Source organism: Dickeya lacustris (assembly GCF_029635795.1).
Classification (GTDB): domain Bacteria; phylum Pseudomonadota; class Gammaproteobacteria; order Enterobacterales; family Enterobacteriaceae; genus Dickeya; species Dickeya lacustris.
In genome coordinates this window covers 2,498,924-2,515,638 of the sequence record NZ_CP114280.1, presented here as the reverse complement: position 1 = coordinate 2,515,638, position 16,715 = coordinate 2,498,924, and the positions used below count along the sequence as shown (strand labels likewise).

The 16,715-nt window shown below is 52.5% G+C and carries 14 protein-coding genes and 1 tRNA gene; 6 read left to right on the top strand and 9 right to left on the bottom strand.

Translation table 11 applies throughout. The features are described 5' to 3' along the window. Positions 1 to 529 precede the first annotated feature (529 nt). Both O1Q98_RS11420 and O1Q98_RS11415 read left to right on the top strand, forming a co-directional pair. A complete protein-coding gene (locus tag O1Q98_RS11420) occupies positions 530 to 724 on the top strand; it encodes a cysteine peptidase family C39 domain-containing protein (protein ID WP_125261194.1) in 195 nt (64 codons plus the stop codon). Position 725: 1 nt separating this feature from the next. After that, positions 726 to 1,112 (top strand): hypothetical protein, encoded by a 387-nt coding sequence (locus tag O1Q98_RS11415; RefSeq protein WP_125261193.1) that lies wholly within the window; start codon positions 726 to 728, stop codon positions 1,110 to 1,112. 63 nt (positions 1,113 to 1,175) lie between these two features. Here the strand turns inward: O1Q98_RS11415 and recG are convergent, their stop codons facing one another. From recG to gmk, 5 genes are read right to left on the bottom strand one after another with little or no spacing between them, the layout of a single operon-like run. Further along, positions 1,176 to 3,257, bottom strand: coding sequence for an ATP-dependent DNA helicase RecG (gene recG, locus O1Q98_RS11410; RefSeq protein ID WP_125261192.1), 2,082 nt, complete (start codon positions 3,255 to 3,257; stop codon positions 1,176 to 1,178). Further along, the gene (gene trmH / locus O1Q98_RS11405) at positions 3,257 to 3,967 is read right to left on the bottom strand and encodes a tRNA (guanosine(18)-2'-O)-methyltransferase TrmH (protein WP_125261191.1); all 711 of its coding nucleotides are present in this window, start codon (positions 3,965 to 3,967) and stop codon (positions 3,257 to 3,259) included. The genes recG and trmH overlap by 1 nt, the downstream gene beginning before the upstream one ends. A 6-nt stretch (positions 3,968 to 3,973) precedes the next feature. Beyond that, on the bottom strand, positions 3,974 to 6,076 hold the full coding sequence (spoT, locus tag O1Q98_RS11400; RefSeq protein ID WP_125261190.1) for a bifunctional GTP diphosphokinase/guanosine-3',5'-bis pyrophosphate 3'-pyrophosphohydrolase: 2,103 nt from the start codon (positions 6,074 to 6,076) through the stop codon (positions 3,974 to 3,976). A 25-nt stretch (positions 6,077 to 6,101) separates the two neighbouring features. Next, positions 6,102 to 6,377 carry a DNA-directed RNA polymerase subunit omega gene (gene rpoZ / locus O1Q98_RS11395; protein WP_035345247.1) on the bottom strand — a complete coding sequence of 92 codons (276 nt, stop codon included), beginning with the start codon at positions 6,375 to 6,377 and terminating at the stop codon, positions 6,102 to 6,104. A 54-nt stretch (positions 6,378 to 6,431) separates the two neighbouring features. Then, complete coding sequence (gene gmk / locus O1Q98_RS11390) at positions 6,432 to 7,055, bottom strand: guanylate kinase (protein WP_125261189.1); 624 nt, start codon at positions 7,053 to 7,055, stop codon at positions 6,432 to 6,434. Positions 7,056 to 7,337: 282 nt separating this feature from the next. Here gmk and ligB point away from each other — a divergent pair, with 282 nt between their 5' ends. From ligB to O1Q98_RS11375, 3 genes are all read left to right on the top strand, one after another. Then, positions 7,338 to 9,026, top strand: a complete 1,689-nt coding sequence (ligB, locus tag O1Q98_RS11385; RefSeq protein ID WP_125261188.1) for an NAD-dependent DNA ligase LigB — start codon at positions 7,338 to 7,340, stop codon at positions 9,024 to 9,026. A 290-nt stretch (positions 9,027 to 9,316) separates the two neighbouring features. Further along, the gene (gene eptB, locus O1Q98_RS11380; protein ID WP_125261187.1) at positions 9,317 to 11,005 is read left to right on the top strand and encodes a kdo(2)-lipid A phosphoethanolamine 7''-transferase; all 1,689 of its coding nucleotides are present in this window, start codon (positions 9,317 to 9,319) and stop codon (positions 11,003 to 11,005) included. A gap of 212 nt (positions 11,006 to 11,217) precedes the next feature. Next, positions 11,218 to 11,294 (top strand) — tRNA-Pro (locus O1Q98_RS11375). Between the two features lie 425 nt (positions 11,295 to 11,719). On the opposite strand, the gene O1Q98_RS11370 is transcribed toward O1Q98_RS11375, so the two are convergent. From O1Q98_RS11370 to O1Q98_RS11360, 3 genes are read right to left on the bottom strand one after another with little or no spacing between them, the layout of a single operon-like run. Then, the gene (locus O1Q98_RS11370; protein WP_416232435.1) at positions 11,720 to 12,322 is read right to left on the bottom strand and encodes a tetratricopeptide repeat protein; all 603 of its coding nucleotides are present in this window, start codon (positions 12,320 to 12,322) and stop codon (positions 11,720 to 11,722) included. Positions 12,323 to 12,364: 42 nt separating this feature from the next. Then, a complete protein-coding gene (locus O1Q98_RS11365) occupies positions 12,365 to 13,150 on the bottom strand; it encodes an SDR family NAD(P)-dependent oxidoreductase (RefSeq protein WP_125261185.1) in 786 nt (261 codons plus the stop codon). Between the two features lies 1 nt (position 13,151). Next, positions 13,152 to 13,799: an iron-containing redox enzyme family protein gene (locus tag O1Q98_RS11360; protein ID WP_125261184.1), complete on the bottom strand. Its 648-nt coding sequence runs from the start codon at positions 13,797 to 13,799 to the stop codon at positions 13,152 to 13,154. Between the two features lie 246 nt (positions 13,800 to 14,045). On the opposite strand from O1Q98_RS11360, the gene O1Q98_RS11355 reads away from it, so the two are divergent. Next, positions 14,046 to 15,212, top strand: a complete 1,167-nt coding sequence (locus tag O1Q98_RS11355) for an MFS transporter (RefSeq protein WP_125261183.1) — start codon at positions 14,046 to 14,048, stop codon at positions 15,210 to 15,212. Positions 15,213 to 15,405: 193 nt separating this feature from the next. Here O1Q98_RS11355 and O1Q98_RS11350 read toward each other — a convergent pair whose 3' ends face one another. Beyond that, positions 15,406 to 16,674 (bottom strand): histidine-type phosphatase, encoded by a 1,269-nt coding sequence (locus tag O1Q98_RS11350; protein ID WP_423201721.1) that lies wholly within the window; start codon positions 16,672 to 16,674, stop codon positions 15,406 to 15,408. Positions 16,675 to 16,715: the final 41 nt, after the last annotated feature.

Sequence of the window (16,715 nt, the reverse complement as noted above, 5' to 3'; positions counted from 1 at the left end):
GTTCCTGAAACGACAAAGAGCGCATTTTAATGATCTCTTGGTTGAAAGCAAACGTTTGCTAATGTTCGAACGAATGATTTTTGGGTTATGGAATAACGCTAAAGATGATTTTTATTCTTAAAATAAGGGATACATGAATAAACCATCTGAATGGCTAAAATTTTATTTAGATATGAATTTCAATTCACTATATATAATTTTATTATCCTGCTAATTATATGTAATGTATTAATACCTATTATAAGTATTATTTTCAGCTAGATTAAAATATTTTGTATGATATATAATGACATAAAGTGTTATACGATAATTGTAATATGGCAAGATTGCGGGAAGCGACTTTCTCCCTTCTGCACTATATAAATAAAAATATTTCCCTTTAAAATACTCAAGAATGGTAATGTGAAATTAAAAATAGTGTTGATAGCGCTATTTTTTCTATAACGGCTCAAGCAACTGTCACCGAATTAAAAGGTGTTTGTGTTTTTGGCACTGTTTATGACACGCTACCAAAGGGGTTAAATTTGATGTGAATGATGAATTGATTGTGTCTGAATTAATCATTATTCCTATTGAAGGTGCTGAATACATACATTTTGTTGTACTTGATAGAATGAATAAAGAAAGTGCAATCGTTTATGATCCTGAAATTGGGAAAGTGAATATGCCGATTTATGAGTTAAAACATCGATGGAACGGATATGCATTATTAATCGGAGGCTGAGGTGACGAATAATATCAATGGGTTGAATAAGGGTGATGCAGCAGCTTATGGGGCATGGGGAATTCAGGTTAATAAAAGACATGAAAAATTCAATGAGCTCCTAAATATAGCAGCTAATGAACAGCAAAAAAACACGATGTCACCTGTTTCACTCGTGAATTCAAAAACAGGGAATCATGTTTTTAATGGTTTTTTCAGTAATTTCTTGGAAGGTAATCCTGATACTCCATCAGGAAAAGATGTATCGAATAGCTTATCTAAGGAGGAGAAGTTTATTTTAAATGAAGCTAATTCTTTGTTAAGAAATAGGATTATCTTCAATAAATATATATCACAGTTACAAAATTCTGAAACCAATACCGGTTCAGTGATTTTTGTTAAAATATAATATATATTTTTTAGCTATATGTAGTAATGATATTGACCATAAAATGGATCCTAACGTGGTGCATCAAGCGTTGGTATAGCGTGTACGTTCAGGAAGCCAGCGTGCTATCAGGGCGTTGGCGTGTTCAGGGTAATGGGTATGGAGATGGCGGGCAACGCGTTGCACCTGAGGGATAAGTGCCTGATCGCGCAATAAATCGGCGACCTTAAACACGGCATTACCGGTCTGGCGTGTACCAAGAAGCTCCCCTGGGCCGCGAATTTCCAGATCGCGCTGGGCAATCACAAAGCCGTCATGGCTGTCGCGCAATACCTGCAAACGCATTTGCGCGGTTTTACTCAGCGGTGATTTATATAGCAGCACGCAGTGTGACGCGATGGCTCCTCGCCCGACGCGGCCACGCAACTGATGCAATTGCGCTAACCCCAGTCGCTCCGGGTTTTCGATAATCATCAAACTGGCGTTAGGCACATCAACGCCGACTTCTATCACCGTTGTTGCAACCAGTAATTGTAATTGGTTGGCTTTAAAGGCCTCCATGACCGCCTGCTTTTCTTTGGGTTTCATGCGGCCATGCACCAGACCAATCGCGAGATCGGGTAAGGCTAACTGTAACTCCTGACAAGTGGCTTGCGCCGCTTGTGCTTCCAGCAGGTCAGACTCTTCAATCAGCGTACACACCCAATATGCTTGTCGCCCCTCTTGCAGACAGGCGTGGCGTACTCGTTGGATAATCTCGTCGCGCCGGGTATCCGGGATTGCGACGGTGGTAATAGGGGTGCGCCCAGGCGGTAGCTCATCGATGATGGAGGTATCAAGATCGGCATAGGCGGTCATTGCCAGCGTGCGCGGGATGGGGGTGGCGGTCATAATCAGTTGATGAGGATGAAAGCCCTGCTCTTCGCCTTTCTCCCATAACGCCAGTCGCTGATGTACGCCAAAGCGGTGCTGCTCATCAATGATGACCAACGCCAACCCGTTGAATTGTACCTGCTGCTGAAAGATGGCGTGCGTGCCGACCACCATCGCCACCTGACCGCTGGCGATAGCATCTTGTTGCGCCTGACGCGCCTTGCCTTTTTGTTTGCCTGCCAGCCAACCGACTTCGATGCCCAGTGGCTCAAACCAGCGGCGGAAGTTGGCGGCATGTTGTTCGGCGAGCAGCTCGGTCGGTGCCATCATGGCGACTTGCTTACCATGGGCTATCGCCCGCAGTGCCGCCAGAGCCGCGACCAGCGTTTTCCCCGACCCAACATCGCCTTGCACCAGACGCATCATCGGAAACGACTGACCCATATCTTGCTCGATTTCGGCCACGACTCGCTGCTGTGCGGCCGTTGGCGTAAAGGGCAGCGCCGCCAGTAGCCGTGATTTTAACGGGTGTTCCGGTGGCAACGGCTGGGCGTGATGACGTTTTGCGCCAGCTCTGACCGCCAGCATACTGAGCTGATGGGCCAGCAGTTCTTCCATGACCAGCCGCTGCTGCGCCGGATGATGCCCTTGCTCAAGCTCACTGAGTTTGACATCCGGCGGTGGGCGATGCAGCGTACGCAGCGCCTCGGGCAAGCTGATCAGTCCATGGCACAGCTCTTGTGGCAGCAGTTCGGTCATTGGGCTGCTATCCAGACAGGCGAGCGCCTGATCGGTCAATTTGCGCAGCGTCGCTTGCCGCACCCCTTCTGTCGTGGGGTAAACTGGCGTGAGCGTTTCCTGAAGTTCAACGACGGCGCTCTCGCCCTGCACCCGGTATTCAGGGTGGATTATTTCGCCGCCGAGTTTACCCCGGCGCACTTCACCGTAAGCGAGCACTCGCTTACCGGGTGAGAGGCTATTTTTCATGGCAGCGTTAAAATTGAAGAAGCGCAGCGTCAGCACACCGCTGCCATCGCTAATCTGGCATGTCAGCATGCGTTTACGACCAAACGAGATGTCGCAGCGCAACACGTCGCCTTCCACCGTGGCATACATACCCGGCAGCAGGTCGTTGATGGTGTAGAGATGGGTGCGGTCTTCATAGCGCAACGGCAAGTGCAGTAACAGGTCTTGTACGGTTTCAAGCCCAAGCCGCGCCAGTTTTTCCGCCAGGCTGGCCCCAACACCCGCAAGCGTACTCAACGGTTGGGTGTGCAGCAGGCCGCGATGCATTATCGCTCCGCGACGAGCTGAGGTTCGGCTGCCTGCATCGCGGCCCACCATGCGGTTTCGGCGATAACCTGACCGTTTGTGTCAATCAACGGGCGCGGCAGGCCTTTACGTTTGGCGACGCGAGCCAGCACCGGGTAGCCGCCCTCAAAAAGCAGGCGTTGCTGCTCTTCTTCATCCAGCGGGCTGCTGTCTCGCCGATACAGACCGGCGATTTGGCGCTGGCGCTGTGCTTCATACAAAATCAGTGCAGAGGCAACGGACACGTTGAGTGACTGCACCATGCCAGTCATCGGGATGATGATGTCATGATCGGCTAATGCCAGCGCTTCGTCGGAGATGCCGGTTTTTTCCTGGCCGAGCAGAATACAGGTTGGACGCGTGTAATCGATGTCACGAAAATCAACCGCGCTGGCTGAGAGATGTGTGGCAAGAATTTGCATTCCCTGCGTTTTTAGGTGGGAGACCGCATCGTGAATCGTGCGATGCGTTTTCACCTGAACCCAGCTATTGCTGCCCGCAGCCGTCGAGACGAGCGTCCTCATGCGGTGTGTCGGCCAAACCGCATGAACCTGATGTACGCCTACCGCATCGGCCGTGCGGATCACGGCGGAAATATTGTGCGGTTTGTGTACCTGCTCCATGCAAACTGTCAAATCAGGCTGGCGGTTATTGAGCATCTCACGGATGCGTGCATAACGTTCTGGGCTCATAACGGGTTAATTTCGGTTACGGTTAACTTTTATCACATCCGGCATCACCCGAATCTTGCGCATAATATTCGCCAGATGAACGCGGTCGCGTGCGGTGAGGCGGATAAAGGCACTGTATACACGGCCATCGCGCTCTTCGGTATTAATACTCTGAATATTTGAGCTCGATGCGCTGATAGCCGCCGTCAGGTTCGCCAGCGCGCCCTGATGATTGAACATATCGACCTTAATTTCGGTCATGAACTCCTGCTCAGTCACTTTATCCCACTCTACCGCCATGAATTTTTCTGGCTCTTTCTGGTAGCCACGGATGTTGCGGCAGGACTCGTGATGAATCACCAACCCTTTGCCAGGGCTGACGTGTGCAATAATCGGATCGCCTGGAATCGGGCGGCAGCACTTGGCAAAGGTGATCAGTACGCCGTCTGCGCCTTTGATAGGCAGCTTGCGAATACCGGTTGTGCCGGTTTCCGTATGCTCTTCCAGCAGGTTATTGGCGACAACCACGCTCATTGCATTACCGAGGCCCACTTCGGCCAGTAAATCATCCAGCGAAGCCAGTTTCATGCGCTCCAGCTCACGCTGGATATTATGTTCAGGAATATCAGACAGTTTGCGTCCATTACCCAGAGCATGGTTGAGCAGACGACGGCCAAGACTGACGGAATCATCGCGCTTGAGGTTTTTCAACATCTGGCGGATTTTTGCCCGGGCTTTCGAGCTGACGACAAAATTCAGCCAGGCGGCATTCGGGCGAGCGCCCGGCGCGGTGATAATTTCTACCGTCTGACCGCTGGAAAGCGCCTGCGACAGAGGGTATGGCTGGCGATCGACGCGCGCGCCGACGCAGGCATGGCCGATGTCGGTATGTACTGCGTAGGCGAAATCGACCGGAGTAGAACCGGCGGGTAACTGAACGATACGCCCTTCGGGTGTGAAAACGTAAATCTCATCAGGGAACAGATCAGATTTCACGCTTTCAATAAATTCAAACGAGCTGCCTGCGCTTTGTTGCAGTTCCAGCAAGCTTTGCATCCAGCGTTGCGCCCGCACCTGAGCGGTGGTGCTGCTGCTTTCGCCTTCTTTGTACGCCCAGTGTGCCGCCACCCCCATTTCCGCCATTTGGTCCATGTCCTCGGTGCGAATTTGTACTTCAACCGGAACACCGTGCGGGCCAATCAATGAGGTATGCAGTGACTGATAGCCGTTGGCTTTGGGAATGGCGATGTAATCTTTTACCCGCCCAGGGCGTGGTTTGTAGAGACTATGTACCTGGCCGAGTACGCGATAACAGGTATCCACCTCTTTGACTATCACCCGGAAGGCATAAATATCCATAATCGAGTGAAAGCGCTGCTCTTTGAGGTGCATCTTGCAGTAAATAGAATAGAGGTGTTTCTCTCTACCACTGACGCGGCAACTGACGCCTGCTTCTTTTAAACGCCCTTCGATTTCAGAGAGGATCTTCTGAATCATCTCTTTACGATTACCGCGTGCGGCTTTGACCACCTCTTTGATAACGCGATAACGGTTGGGATAGAGCGCTTCGAACCCTAACTCTTCCAGCTCGGTTTTCAGATGGTGAATACCGAGGCGGTGAGCCAGCGGGCTATAGATTTCCAGGGTTTCGCGGGCGATACGGCGGCGTTTATCTGGCCGCAGCGAGCCGAGCGTACGCATGTTATGGGTGCGGTCGGCCAGTTTTATCAGGATAACGCGAATATCCTGCACCATCGCCATGATCATTTTGCGGAAGTTTTCCGCCTGCGCCTCTTTCTTGTCGCGGAATTTCAGCTTATCGAGCTTAGAAACCCCCTCCACCAGCTCGGCGACGCTTTTTCCGAACAACTGCTCCATATCCTGATAGGTAGCAGGCGTATCTTCGATAACATCATGCAGCAGCGCCGCCATCAACGTTTCGTAATCAAGGCGCATTTCCGCCAGAATACACGCGACGGCGACAGGATGTGTAATGTAAGGCTCACCGCTGGAGCGAGTTTGCCCCTCGTGAGCATCACGTGCGACAAGATAAGCCTGCTTAAGACGTTTTATCTGATCTTGTGGCAGATAACGTTGAATCAGCAGGTCGAGGCTTTCGAAAAGATACAAGGGCGACTCGTAGGCAGATGCGAAATTAACGACGACCTTCAGCGATAGCGGTGACAGCCTGAATCTCTGCTGCTTCCTGCTCCTGCTGTTCCTGACGCTCGCGGGTATCCAGAATCTGATTATTGATGAGACCTTCCTCGATTTCGCGCAGTGCGATCACGGTATATTTGTCGTTCTCTTCTGGAACCAGCGGATCTTTGCCACCCACCTGGATCTGACGGGCGCGACGGGCTGCGACCAGCACCAGGTCAAAGCGATTACCAATTTTTTCTACAGCGTCCTGAACAGTTACGCGTGCCATAGTGTGTACTCCAGTGGGGAAATAAAATGACTGGGCATCATACTGAAACTGCCGTCAGTCTGCCAATAGTTTGCTGATTAAAGCGTCATGCCGAACTTTCTGGCGCGCCAGACGCAGCCGTTCGGCCCGAATAATGGTTTTCAAATCCAGCAATGCCAGATCGAAATCGTCATTAACAATCAAATAATCATATTCGGCGTAGTGGCTCATTTCGGCGACCGCCTGTTTCATTCGACGGGCGATAACCTCTTCGCTGTCCTGACCTCGGCCACGCAGACGACGCCCCAGCTCATCTTGTGATGGCGGCAGGATAAAGATGCTACGGGCTTGCGGCATACGCTGGCGAATTTGACGAGCGCCTTGCCAGTCGATATCCAGAAACACATCAACGCCGGTGGCCAGCACCTGCTCTATAGCCGCGCGGGATGTGCCGTAATAGTTGCCGAAAACTTCAGCATACTCCAGAAAATCCTCTTCGGCGATCATGCGTTTAAACTCATCGACCGACACGAAAAAATAGTGCTCGCCATGGACTTCACCTGGCCGTACCGCCCGGGTGGTGTGCGAAACGGACACTTGAGTGTCATACAACGGCTGTGTTTTCAGCAGCGCCTGAATCAGGCTGGATTTTCCTGCTCCGCTGGGCGCGGAAACGATATACAACGTGCCTTGAGCCATAGTGAATTCTGTTTGGTAGAGAAGATAACGAGAAGCGCAGCCAGTCGCGCATTTTTCCGCATTATACACGCCGTTTTATTGTCAGTCGCGTTCAATAGCCTGCGCGGATTGCAGGAGGATGTCATGCAGACATTGGCCATTATGCCAATGCGCTTCCGGTTATCTTTGTCTGTAACGCCAGTGCGTTTTTTTTCTGCGGCCCATTGCGCAGTTTGCTGCATCAGCACTCGTTTTCAGCGGTTTCCTGCGTTTTACTCCGGCGAGTTTCACGGAGGAGACGCGATGCGATATCAATGGATACTGATAGTGGTTGTCGTAATGGGATGCGGTATGGCCGGTGCATCCTGTCCGGCATGGTCGCCCTGGCGCGCCGAACAGGAGATGACGCGGGTGGGCGAGCAACTGGCAGAGTGGGATAACGCCTATTATGCGCGAGGCGAGAGTTTGGTGTCCGATCAGGTTTATGATCAACTTCGCCAGACGCTGTCAGTCTGGCAGGCTTGCTTTTCCTCTGATACGGCTCGCTATGCCGTTCGTTTGCCTTCTGGCGGTAAGCAACAGCATCCGGTGGCGCATACCGGGTTGAAAAAACTCTCGCAGCCTCTTGAGTTAACGCAGTGGTTTCGGGCCCATCATGATATTTGGGTGCAACCCAAAATAGACGGCGTTGCCGTCACCCTTGTCTATGAGAACGGCCAGCTGGCCCGCGCGATAAGCCGTGGTAATGGTCTGCAAGGTGAGGACTGGACGGAGAAAGTCCGGCTAATGCGCCGCGTGCCGCAGTCCCTTTCTGGTGCGCCGGGTAGCCTTGTATTGCAGGGGGAGATTTTTTTACCGGTGGAGGGCCATCGTCAGCAGCAAAAGGGCGGCCTTAATGCCCGCGCCCGTGTGGCAGGTGAAATGCGGCGCACTCACCCTTCGGCGCTATTGCCTCATCTTGGTGTGTTTATCTGGGCGTGGCCGGATGGCCCGGTCGAAATGGCGCAGCGATTAGCGCAATTGCGTGCGATGGGCTTTGGTTTGACGGCAGAGTATACCCATTCGGTGGCATCTCTGGAGAATGCCCGCTATTGGCGAGATTTTTGGTATCAGTCACCGTTGCCTTTTGTCACCGATGGTGTGGTATTACGTCAGTCTCAGGAGCCGGCAGGGCGTTTTTGGCCAGACAGTCCGGCAGGCTGGGCGATAGCCTGGAAATATCCGCTAGTGAGTCAGGTAGCGGAGGTGGCGGCGGTTGATAAACGCGTGGGGCGAACCGGAAAGATAGCCGTCGTTTTGCGATTACAACCGATCATTCTTGATGATAAGCGGGTAAGTCGAGTGAATCTTGGCTCTTTAACGCGCTGGCGTCAGTGGGATGTGATGCCGGGAGACTGGGTGAGTATCAGTCTCGCGGGGCGCGGAACCCCGCGCTTAGAGCACGTTGTGTGGCGCAGCCGTATGCGCCAGGCACCAGACGTACCCGAATGGGAGCCGATGGATGTGCTCGGTTGCCTGCGCTGGAGTCCGCCATGTCATGAACAATTTCTTGCCCGCCTGGTATGGATGAGCGGGCGTAATGGGCTGGCGCTTACAGGGGTCAGTGAGGGGACATGGCGGCGTTTGATACGTAAGGGCGGATTGCCGGATATGGTGTCGTGGCTGGCGATGAGTGCGGAACAATTGGCTCAGGCGGGCGAACTGGGGGAAAAACAGGCGCTGACCCTTTATCACCGTTTGCAGCAGGCCCGCCACCAGCCGCTAAAAAACTGGTTGCTGGCATTGGGTATACCATTACCACGTAGCGCTTTCTCGGTATTGGATGGCGTGCCATTAGACGTATTAACACAGCGAACGGTGGCTGACTGGCAAGGTTTTGCGACAATTGGAGCCCGGCGGGCACAGCGAATATGGGATTTTTTTCATCATCCCGAACTTGCCAGTCAGCTCCAATGGTTGAATGAGCAACGCGTGGAAATATCGCCCCGGTAATAAAGCGCTTTACTCATAACGTTCATCTATAAATCGTCCTGTCAGGGAATTTCATTTTGTGCGCTAAAACAGCAAAAAGAAAATTAACATGTCGGTAGTCAGAAATAGAATCGCTATTCTGGTGATGGATAAATTAATTTTATCTGTTTGTGTAAAGTTATTTCAGTTAATTTCCGTTTATTTCGCTGATGGTGGGCGGGTAATAGGCTGGCGACGGCGGGGGGCTGAACTTTCTGTGGCGCGCTCTGTCTGTTTACAGGATATCTTTTACCTCTGGAGCAGAGTCTGGCATGAAATTTCCGCAGGCATTGTCACAGCCGCGCCTGTCTTGGTTGCTGGCGTTCTATATTGGCTTTTTTTTGAATGCATCGATTTTCTATCGCCGAGAAGATGCCTTCCCTTTTTTCAGCAGTAATATTTTTGCCAGCCATATTCCTATTTTGGTGGAATTAACCGCCTGCGTTTTGTTTACCTTTTTCTTAATGCGGATATTGTCTTTAGGGGGACGGCGTTTTTTTCGTATTACGGCATCATTACTGGTCATCATTTCGGTGGCGGCCAGTTATTACATGACATTTTTTAATGTAGTGATTGGTTACGGCATTATTGCTGCGGTCATGACAACAGATATTGATTTATCTAAAGAGGTGGTCGGTGGGGCTTTTGTCATTTGGCTGGCGGGCCTAACCCTTCCCGCGCTGTATCTTATCTGGAAAGCGCCCTTGCAACAGACGCTGATGACACAACTGCAATCGCGGGATAAACGCTGGACGACAGTGCTCGGCTTGCTGGCGGTTGCCGCGATGGTGTGGGCACCATTGCGTTATCTTGACCGAATGAACAGCTCTGCCGAGAAAGCGGCCAATCAGGATTTACCCAGTTATGGCGGCGTGGTAGCCCATTCTTATCTGCCAGCGAATTGGCTGTCTGCTGTTGGGTTATTTGCTTACGCCCGTTATGACGAGAGTCAGGATGACAGTGAGTTGTTTGATCCTGCTAACGCTTTTACGTATCAGCCTCCAGCCGGAATAGAGGAGACCTATGTGGTCTTCATTATTGGCGAAACCACCCGCTGGGATCACCTGGGATTGCTGGGTTATCAGCGAGATACAACCCCTCAATTGGCGCAGGAGCCTGACTTGCTGGCGTTTCGTGGCCGCTCCTGCGATACCTCTACCAAGTTGTCGATGCGTTGTATGTTTGTGCGCGAAGGCGGAACGGAAGACAACCCGCAGCGAACGCTGCGCGAGCATAATATTTTTGCTGTGATGCAGTCTCTTGGCTTTAGTTCAGAGCTGTTCGCGATGCAAAGCGAGGTCTGGTTTTATAACAATATTCGGGCCGATAGCTACGCGTTTCGTGAAATGATCGCGTCAGAAAAGCGCAACGAAGGTAAAGCGGTTGATGACATGCTGCTGGTGGATGAATTATCGCGCTCGCTGGCCCGTTACCCTAAAGGCCAGCATTTGGTGGTGCTGCATACGAAAGGCTCACACTACCTTTATTCGATGCGCTATCCACGCAGTTATGCCCGTTTCCAGCCGGAGTGTATGGGCGTTGATGCGTCTTGTACTCGTGAGCAATTAATTAATTCATTTGATAACAGCGTGTTATATACCGATGCGTTTATCAAGCGGGTGATAGATCAGCTACGCGGCAAAAAAGCTTTATTGGTGTACGCATCCGATCATGGCGAATCAATAGACGAAAACTACCATCTGCACGGAACGCCACGGCAAGTGGCACCGCCAGAGCAATTCCGTTCGCCGATTATGCTATGGGCATCGCCGTTGCTGTTGGCCCAGCCGGATTATCGGCGCGCATTTGACCGCCTGCGAGTGTTACAGCAGCAAGGCCGGGTATTACGGCATGAGGAAATCTTTGACGCTATGCTGGGGTGCCTGGGTTATCGCTCGCCCGATGGCGGCATAAAGGCCGACAATAATTGGTGCGCTTTGCCAGCGGAGTCAGCGCGTTGAGCGCCTCTACTGCCTACTGATACTGTGGCCACGCAGGGTAAACCGGCGTTAATCCTATCCGGCGTTAATCCTATGATGTGCAGCGAGGGCGGCGAAAAGTGGCAAATTCTGTATGTCAGCATAGCGGGAGCCTACTTTGTCGCCAACCTGCGGGCTTTGATGAAAAAGGGATTGACGCTACCATAGGTGCGCAGTAATATGCGGCCCGCGTTCGGTGAGTGGCGCAGCCTGGTAGCGCACTTCGTTCGGGACGAAGGGGTCGGAGGTTCGAATCCTCTCTCACCGACCATTTTCAAACGGTTTCCCGATAACTGTTAACATGAAACTCGCATCGTAAAGATAGCGAGTTTTTTTGTTTCTGGCCTCAGCCCGTCAATTCCCGCATGGCATTTTCTGTTTTTCCCATCGTTGCCTCGTTATCCCATGACTATTGCACAGATTACAGCGACATCTCTTGCTTCAGTCCGTTTTTTTGGGGTGATTTCTGGTCTGTTTATTTTTTTATTTTCTGTTTTTTATTGGGTTTTTTATTAATACATTCTGTTTTGTCTGTTATTTACCTTATTTTACAGATTGACCAATTTCTTGATCATTTAGTCAATGAATCGTTAGGTTTTTTAATGAAATAACATTGATTGAGATGAAAAAAACAGCACGTGCATGATGTGCTGATGTCATGCGTTTATGGCCGGCTATTTTTGTCTCTGGCGTGGGTTATTGCAGTAAGCGCAATGCTTGCTCTGCTTGCATCCGGCGTCCCTGATCGGCAAGTTCACGACCAGAACGCGCGGGAGCGCGCAGCGCTGCGTTCAGGTAGGTTTTTGCCTCGGTTTTGCGGCCGGATTTCAGTAAGAAATCGCCGTAAAAGTAGTTGGCATCAATACTGTTGGGGTTTATGGTCAGTGCCGTTTTCAGGTATGTTTCCGCTTTTTCTTCATTGCCAAAACCTAACGGCCAGCCGGGAACCTGATAATACAGTACGCCGAGAATGGTATACGCCGAGCCATCAAGGGCCTGAGGGTCAAGGGCGAGGGCTTTTTCCAGCGAATTTTTCGCCTGTTTCGCCAGGCTCAGTGCCTCGCGACCTTCTTTAACTCCGGCAAGGCTACTGTCTACCATGGCTGACCAGATAAGATAGTCAGCCTTGCCGGGGTGTTGGTTGGCCTGCGCCTGCGCCGTTTGGCTGAGTTCGGAAAAGCACGGCGCTTTTTGTCTTGCCAGCGTGTGGTACTGGCAAACTGACCACTGCCGATGAATATCAACCGGTGCAATCGCGCCCGCTTGCCCAACGATAACAACGCTACTGAGTAGCGTGATGGCCTGATACCTGAGCGGGCGAATGCGCATGCGGAGTTCCTGTTATTCCTGTCCTTTGGTATGACGCCAGTGTTTAGCGAACTGGCGGCAGAGTGTGCTATCTAGTACCGACGGCATCAGCGTGTTTAAGCACATCACCAGCTTTTCACGCAGGCTCTGTTTACGACGAACGTTCTCTTTTTCCAGCATCATGACCGCCTTTTCCGCGATTTTTTGTTCGTTATCAACGCTCGTTAACGGTAGCGGTTCTTGTGTTCGGGTGTGTAACGCAGGTGCGCCACGCGGCAACCTGGGTGACAGGTGCAATACATTAACACCCTGAGATGACAATTCTCGGTACAGCGCTTCGCTAAAACCGCGCAGCGCGCTTTCCCCGGCGCAGTACACGCTGTAGCCGGGGTATCCCACGCTAAATGTGGGGCTGATATTCATGATAATTGCCGACGAATTAAGGCAATCAAGCAGGGCATTTGTAAGCAGGATAGGGGTTGCCGCTGTTTGCATCAGCTGGCGTTGGATTGTGCTGTAATTCTGTGTCGCAAACGGATGAAAAACGGGGGCGTCGATATAATTTATCAGGACATCTAGCCTGGCGTTTTCTGGAAAACACTCCGCCAGCGCGCTGAGGTCTTGTTCGTCGCCCAGGTCTGCCAGCAGAATATTATGGTGGCCAGGGTTCGGTAAGCGCCGAATCAGTGCTAATAATGGCTGTTCGTTCTGGCCTGCCAGATACAGCCGCGCGCCTTTGGCTGCCAGTAATAGCGCCAGTTCCTGACCGAGAACACTGATAGCGCCTGTCAGTAAAATGCGTTTGTTTTCAAGTTTCATTTTAGTGCTCCGTGAGGCTGTGCAGCATATTGCTGTACAGCGGATAGACCACGTGAGCGGTATGAATAATGGCGTGTTTGTCGCCACCATCACGGATGTTGTCCATCAGCGTTGCAAAAAAGCTGAGATGCGCATCGTTGGAGGCGCGGTGTGATCGCAGGTACGTCATGGCGCTGGCTGGTAAACCCAGCTCGCTTTCTACCTGTTCGGCCAGTTCTGGCGCAATGTGCATATCGCTGCCTTCAAGTACGTGTACCAGGCCGAAAATGCTCATCGGGTTATGCTGGATTTGCTCATAAAGGTAGGCGGCCATCAGGTCGGTGTGGCGTGGCGGCGCATGGCGATGCAGGAACGCTGTTTCTCCGCCACACGCCAAAATGTCGTTGATTATCCAGGCTTTGTGGCCGTATTCCACCTGAATGTAGTCGCTAATCGCCCGGCGCAGCCAGGTTTGGTGAGGGGGAAGGCGGCTTCCGGCAGCCATCAGCAGCGATGCCGTATAACTGGCGTAATAGTAAGCCTGCGTCAGAAAAGCGATATACACATTTTCAGTCAGCGTTCTCTGGCGGCAGGCGTGAACCACCGGAGAGGTGAGAATCAGTTGTTGCGATGGCAAGGTAGCGGATTGTAATTGTTGATAAAAACCCATTTTGTGCTCCCGAATAGCCTTAGCAGGCAGGTATGTGGATAGCCGCGTTTTATGGCGCTTATCGCTCGTCAGGTATGTCCAGACCGTAAGATTTCTCTGGTTAGCCATAAGGCAATTTACGATGCTGCCATACTAGCGAGGGAGCATTAAGAGAGACTTAAGACCGTTAAAAAACCTCGTGCAGGCAATAATAATGCTGATAATTCAAAGCCGATTTAACGGGGCTGATTACTCACAGGAGAAAAGATGTCGGGATCTCGCTTGGCCTATCGAATGGCAATGATGGCAGTGATGACCAGCGCCTCGCTGGTTGGGCTGGCTCAGGGGTATTCAATCCCGCTGGTGACATTGAAATTAACGGCGTTGGGGTATGGCACCGCGTTAACCGGGGTGATGTCTGCGTTACCGGCGATTGGCGTGTTTGTGTCTTCATGGGTGGCAGCACCGGTGGCAGCACGCCTGCCCGCCGGGCGGTTACTTGCACTGTCAACCCTGGGGATGGGAATCAGTCTGGCGCTCTCTTTTTATCTCGACAGCCTGCCAGGGCTGGTGCTGCCGCGATTTGTGATGGGGTTTTGCTGTGGCCTTATCATCGTCATGGGAGAAACCTGGGTGAGCGGTTATACGGCGGAACATCGGCGTGGCGTATTAGTCGGGATTTACGCTACCGCCTTTACCGGTTTGCAATTGCTTGGGCCGTTGATGATTTCGCTGACAGGGCTGGATAACCCGATTGGGCTATGGCTGATTCTGGCGCTGCATGTTGGTTGCCTGTTGATGTTGCCCGGCGCTTCTTTTGCACGGATGACGTTCAACGCCCATCGCCAGCGCAACCTGTTTTCTCTGCTGCTGGCTGCGCCGGCATTGGCGATGGCAGTGTTCGCATTTGCTTTCTTCGATGGCGCTGTGCTGGCGATGCTGCCGCTATACGGTATGTCGTATGGCTATGAGGAGAGCCTGGCGGTGTTGCTGGTAACGGTATTATTTATTGGTGATACGCTGCTTCAGGTGCCTATCGGCTGGCTTTCCGACAAGTTTGGTACGGCGCAGGTACACCGCTACTGTGGCGCTCTTTTTGTGCTGATGCTGGTGGGGTTGCCGCTCAGTTATGGTACGGGTTGGGTATGGGTGAATGTGTTCTGGCTGGGTGCGGTGGCGGGCAGTATTTATACCCTGTCGCTGGTGAGAGCCGGTAAGCAGTTTCAGGGCGTGGATTTGGTCGCGATTAATGCGCTGTTTGGTGTGTTATGGGGGGTCGGCAGTTTTAGCGGGCCACTGATGAGCGGCGCACTGATGCAGTGGTATGGCCATAATGGTTTGATAATTATTCTGACGTTACTGGGCTTACTGTTCCTGCTGGCCAATGCGTTGCCCGCGCCGTGGCTATCATCACGCACCCATACGCTGAAATAAGCGCGTCTGTTTTACGGCGCAACGGCAATTTAACCTGCCGTCGCTTAACCCGTCGCGGCTGTCATCCTGATCATCCTGACGACCGCATTCGCTGTGTGCCCGCCGCATGTGGTCGCCGGGGAGGGATAACGATGACACACGGGCAGGCGCGCTGCCCGTGTATTTGCTCAGGTCGCCTTCGCGTGTTCGCGGCTTACTTTGAGTATTGCACCGGTAACAGCGCGCTGTTATCCACAGCGTCGTTCAGCCGTTTTAGCGCGGCATCCAGCGGGCATACCGTGCCGATTTCTGTTTTCTCGCATCCCTCGAAAGAAAACTCACTGCGCAGCGGCGGATGTTGGCTGTCCAGCGGCTCAAGGTTGCGGATTTGGTCGAGCGATTGCGCCTGAAAGTAGAGTCGCAGGAAGCGCTGGCCGGATTGCAGGTTCCGCCAGCGCTCGAAAATCAGGCTGCCCGCCGGCGGAATATTACCGCGCGGATAATCGCCTTGTTGCCAGGTGAAACCCAGCATGGCGCGCAATTTGGCAATATTGGTGTCATGAGCAACATACAGCAGCCATTTGGCCTCGGGCGGTGCGTCAGCCTGATGGTCAGGAGCCAGCGCCAGTGCAATTTGGTGCATCAGCGTTGAGGCTCCCCGGCGGGCAACGTAGGGTAAATCGTTAGTGAAATCATACTGGATAGTCGCCATCGTCATCAGGGCGCTCACCTCGGCGGCGCTGCGCGCCTGACCAAAAGCGACCTGGCTGAGTGGGTTGTTGTTGCTATAGGCCAGCCGGATAGTTTCGGCCATGTTCGCCAGTGTTTCCGGGCCGTGTAGCGAGATGTTGCCCTTCTTGCTCTCTTTGATGGCCCATTCGGTTTCAAAGGCTGGGCAGGCGGTATTCGGCAGGCAGACCGCCTGTTTCAGCTTGTCGATAACCGGTTGTAGCGAGGTTTGTATCTGGCGCGCGCTTTGGCCCTGCATGGCATGTTCGAGCGCGGCTTTGACCTGTGCCTGGTCGAGCGTCACGCCGGCGGCTTCCGCATGAAATAGCGTATCCTGTTTTTCGCTGGCCGGGCCTTGAATCGTAACGCCGCAGCCGGGAAACACGCCATCCATTAACGCCATCGCGGTTTCCTGCGTGCGCTGCAACGGGCTTGCCCAGACAAACACGTCGCCGGGCTGTGGGCAGTGTTGTGTCAGCAGGCCGTGCTGACGCAGATAGCTACCTTCATACTGACCTTTGTGTACCGCCGCCGCGTAGCCATGGCCGGTGAGCTCGCCGTAGCGGGTCAGCCATTGCGGCCACTCGCGCCCGGTGCCCGCCTGAATGGTCTTCATGTTGCCTTCTGTGGGCGGCCGCACACCGTGGCGGCTAATCTCAACCACCTTTTCCAGTTGCCAGTCAGCGCTGGTTTGCGCCTGAGCGCTGAATAATGGCAGCGCGGACAAAAATAGCCCGGCTGCGATGCGCGTCATGATTTTTTGCTTGCGTGTAGAGAGCATGATGAATCCTCAGA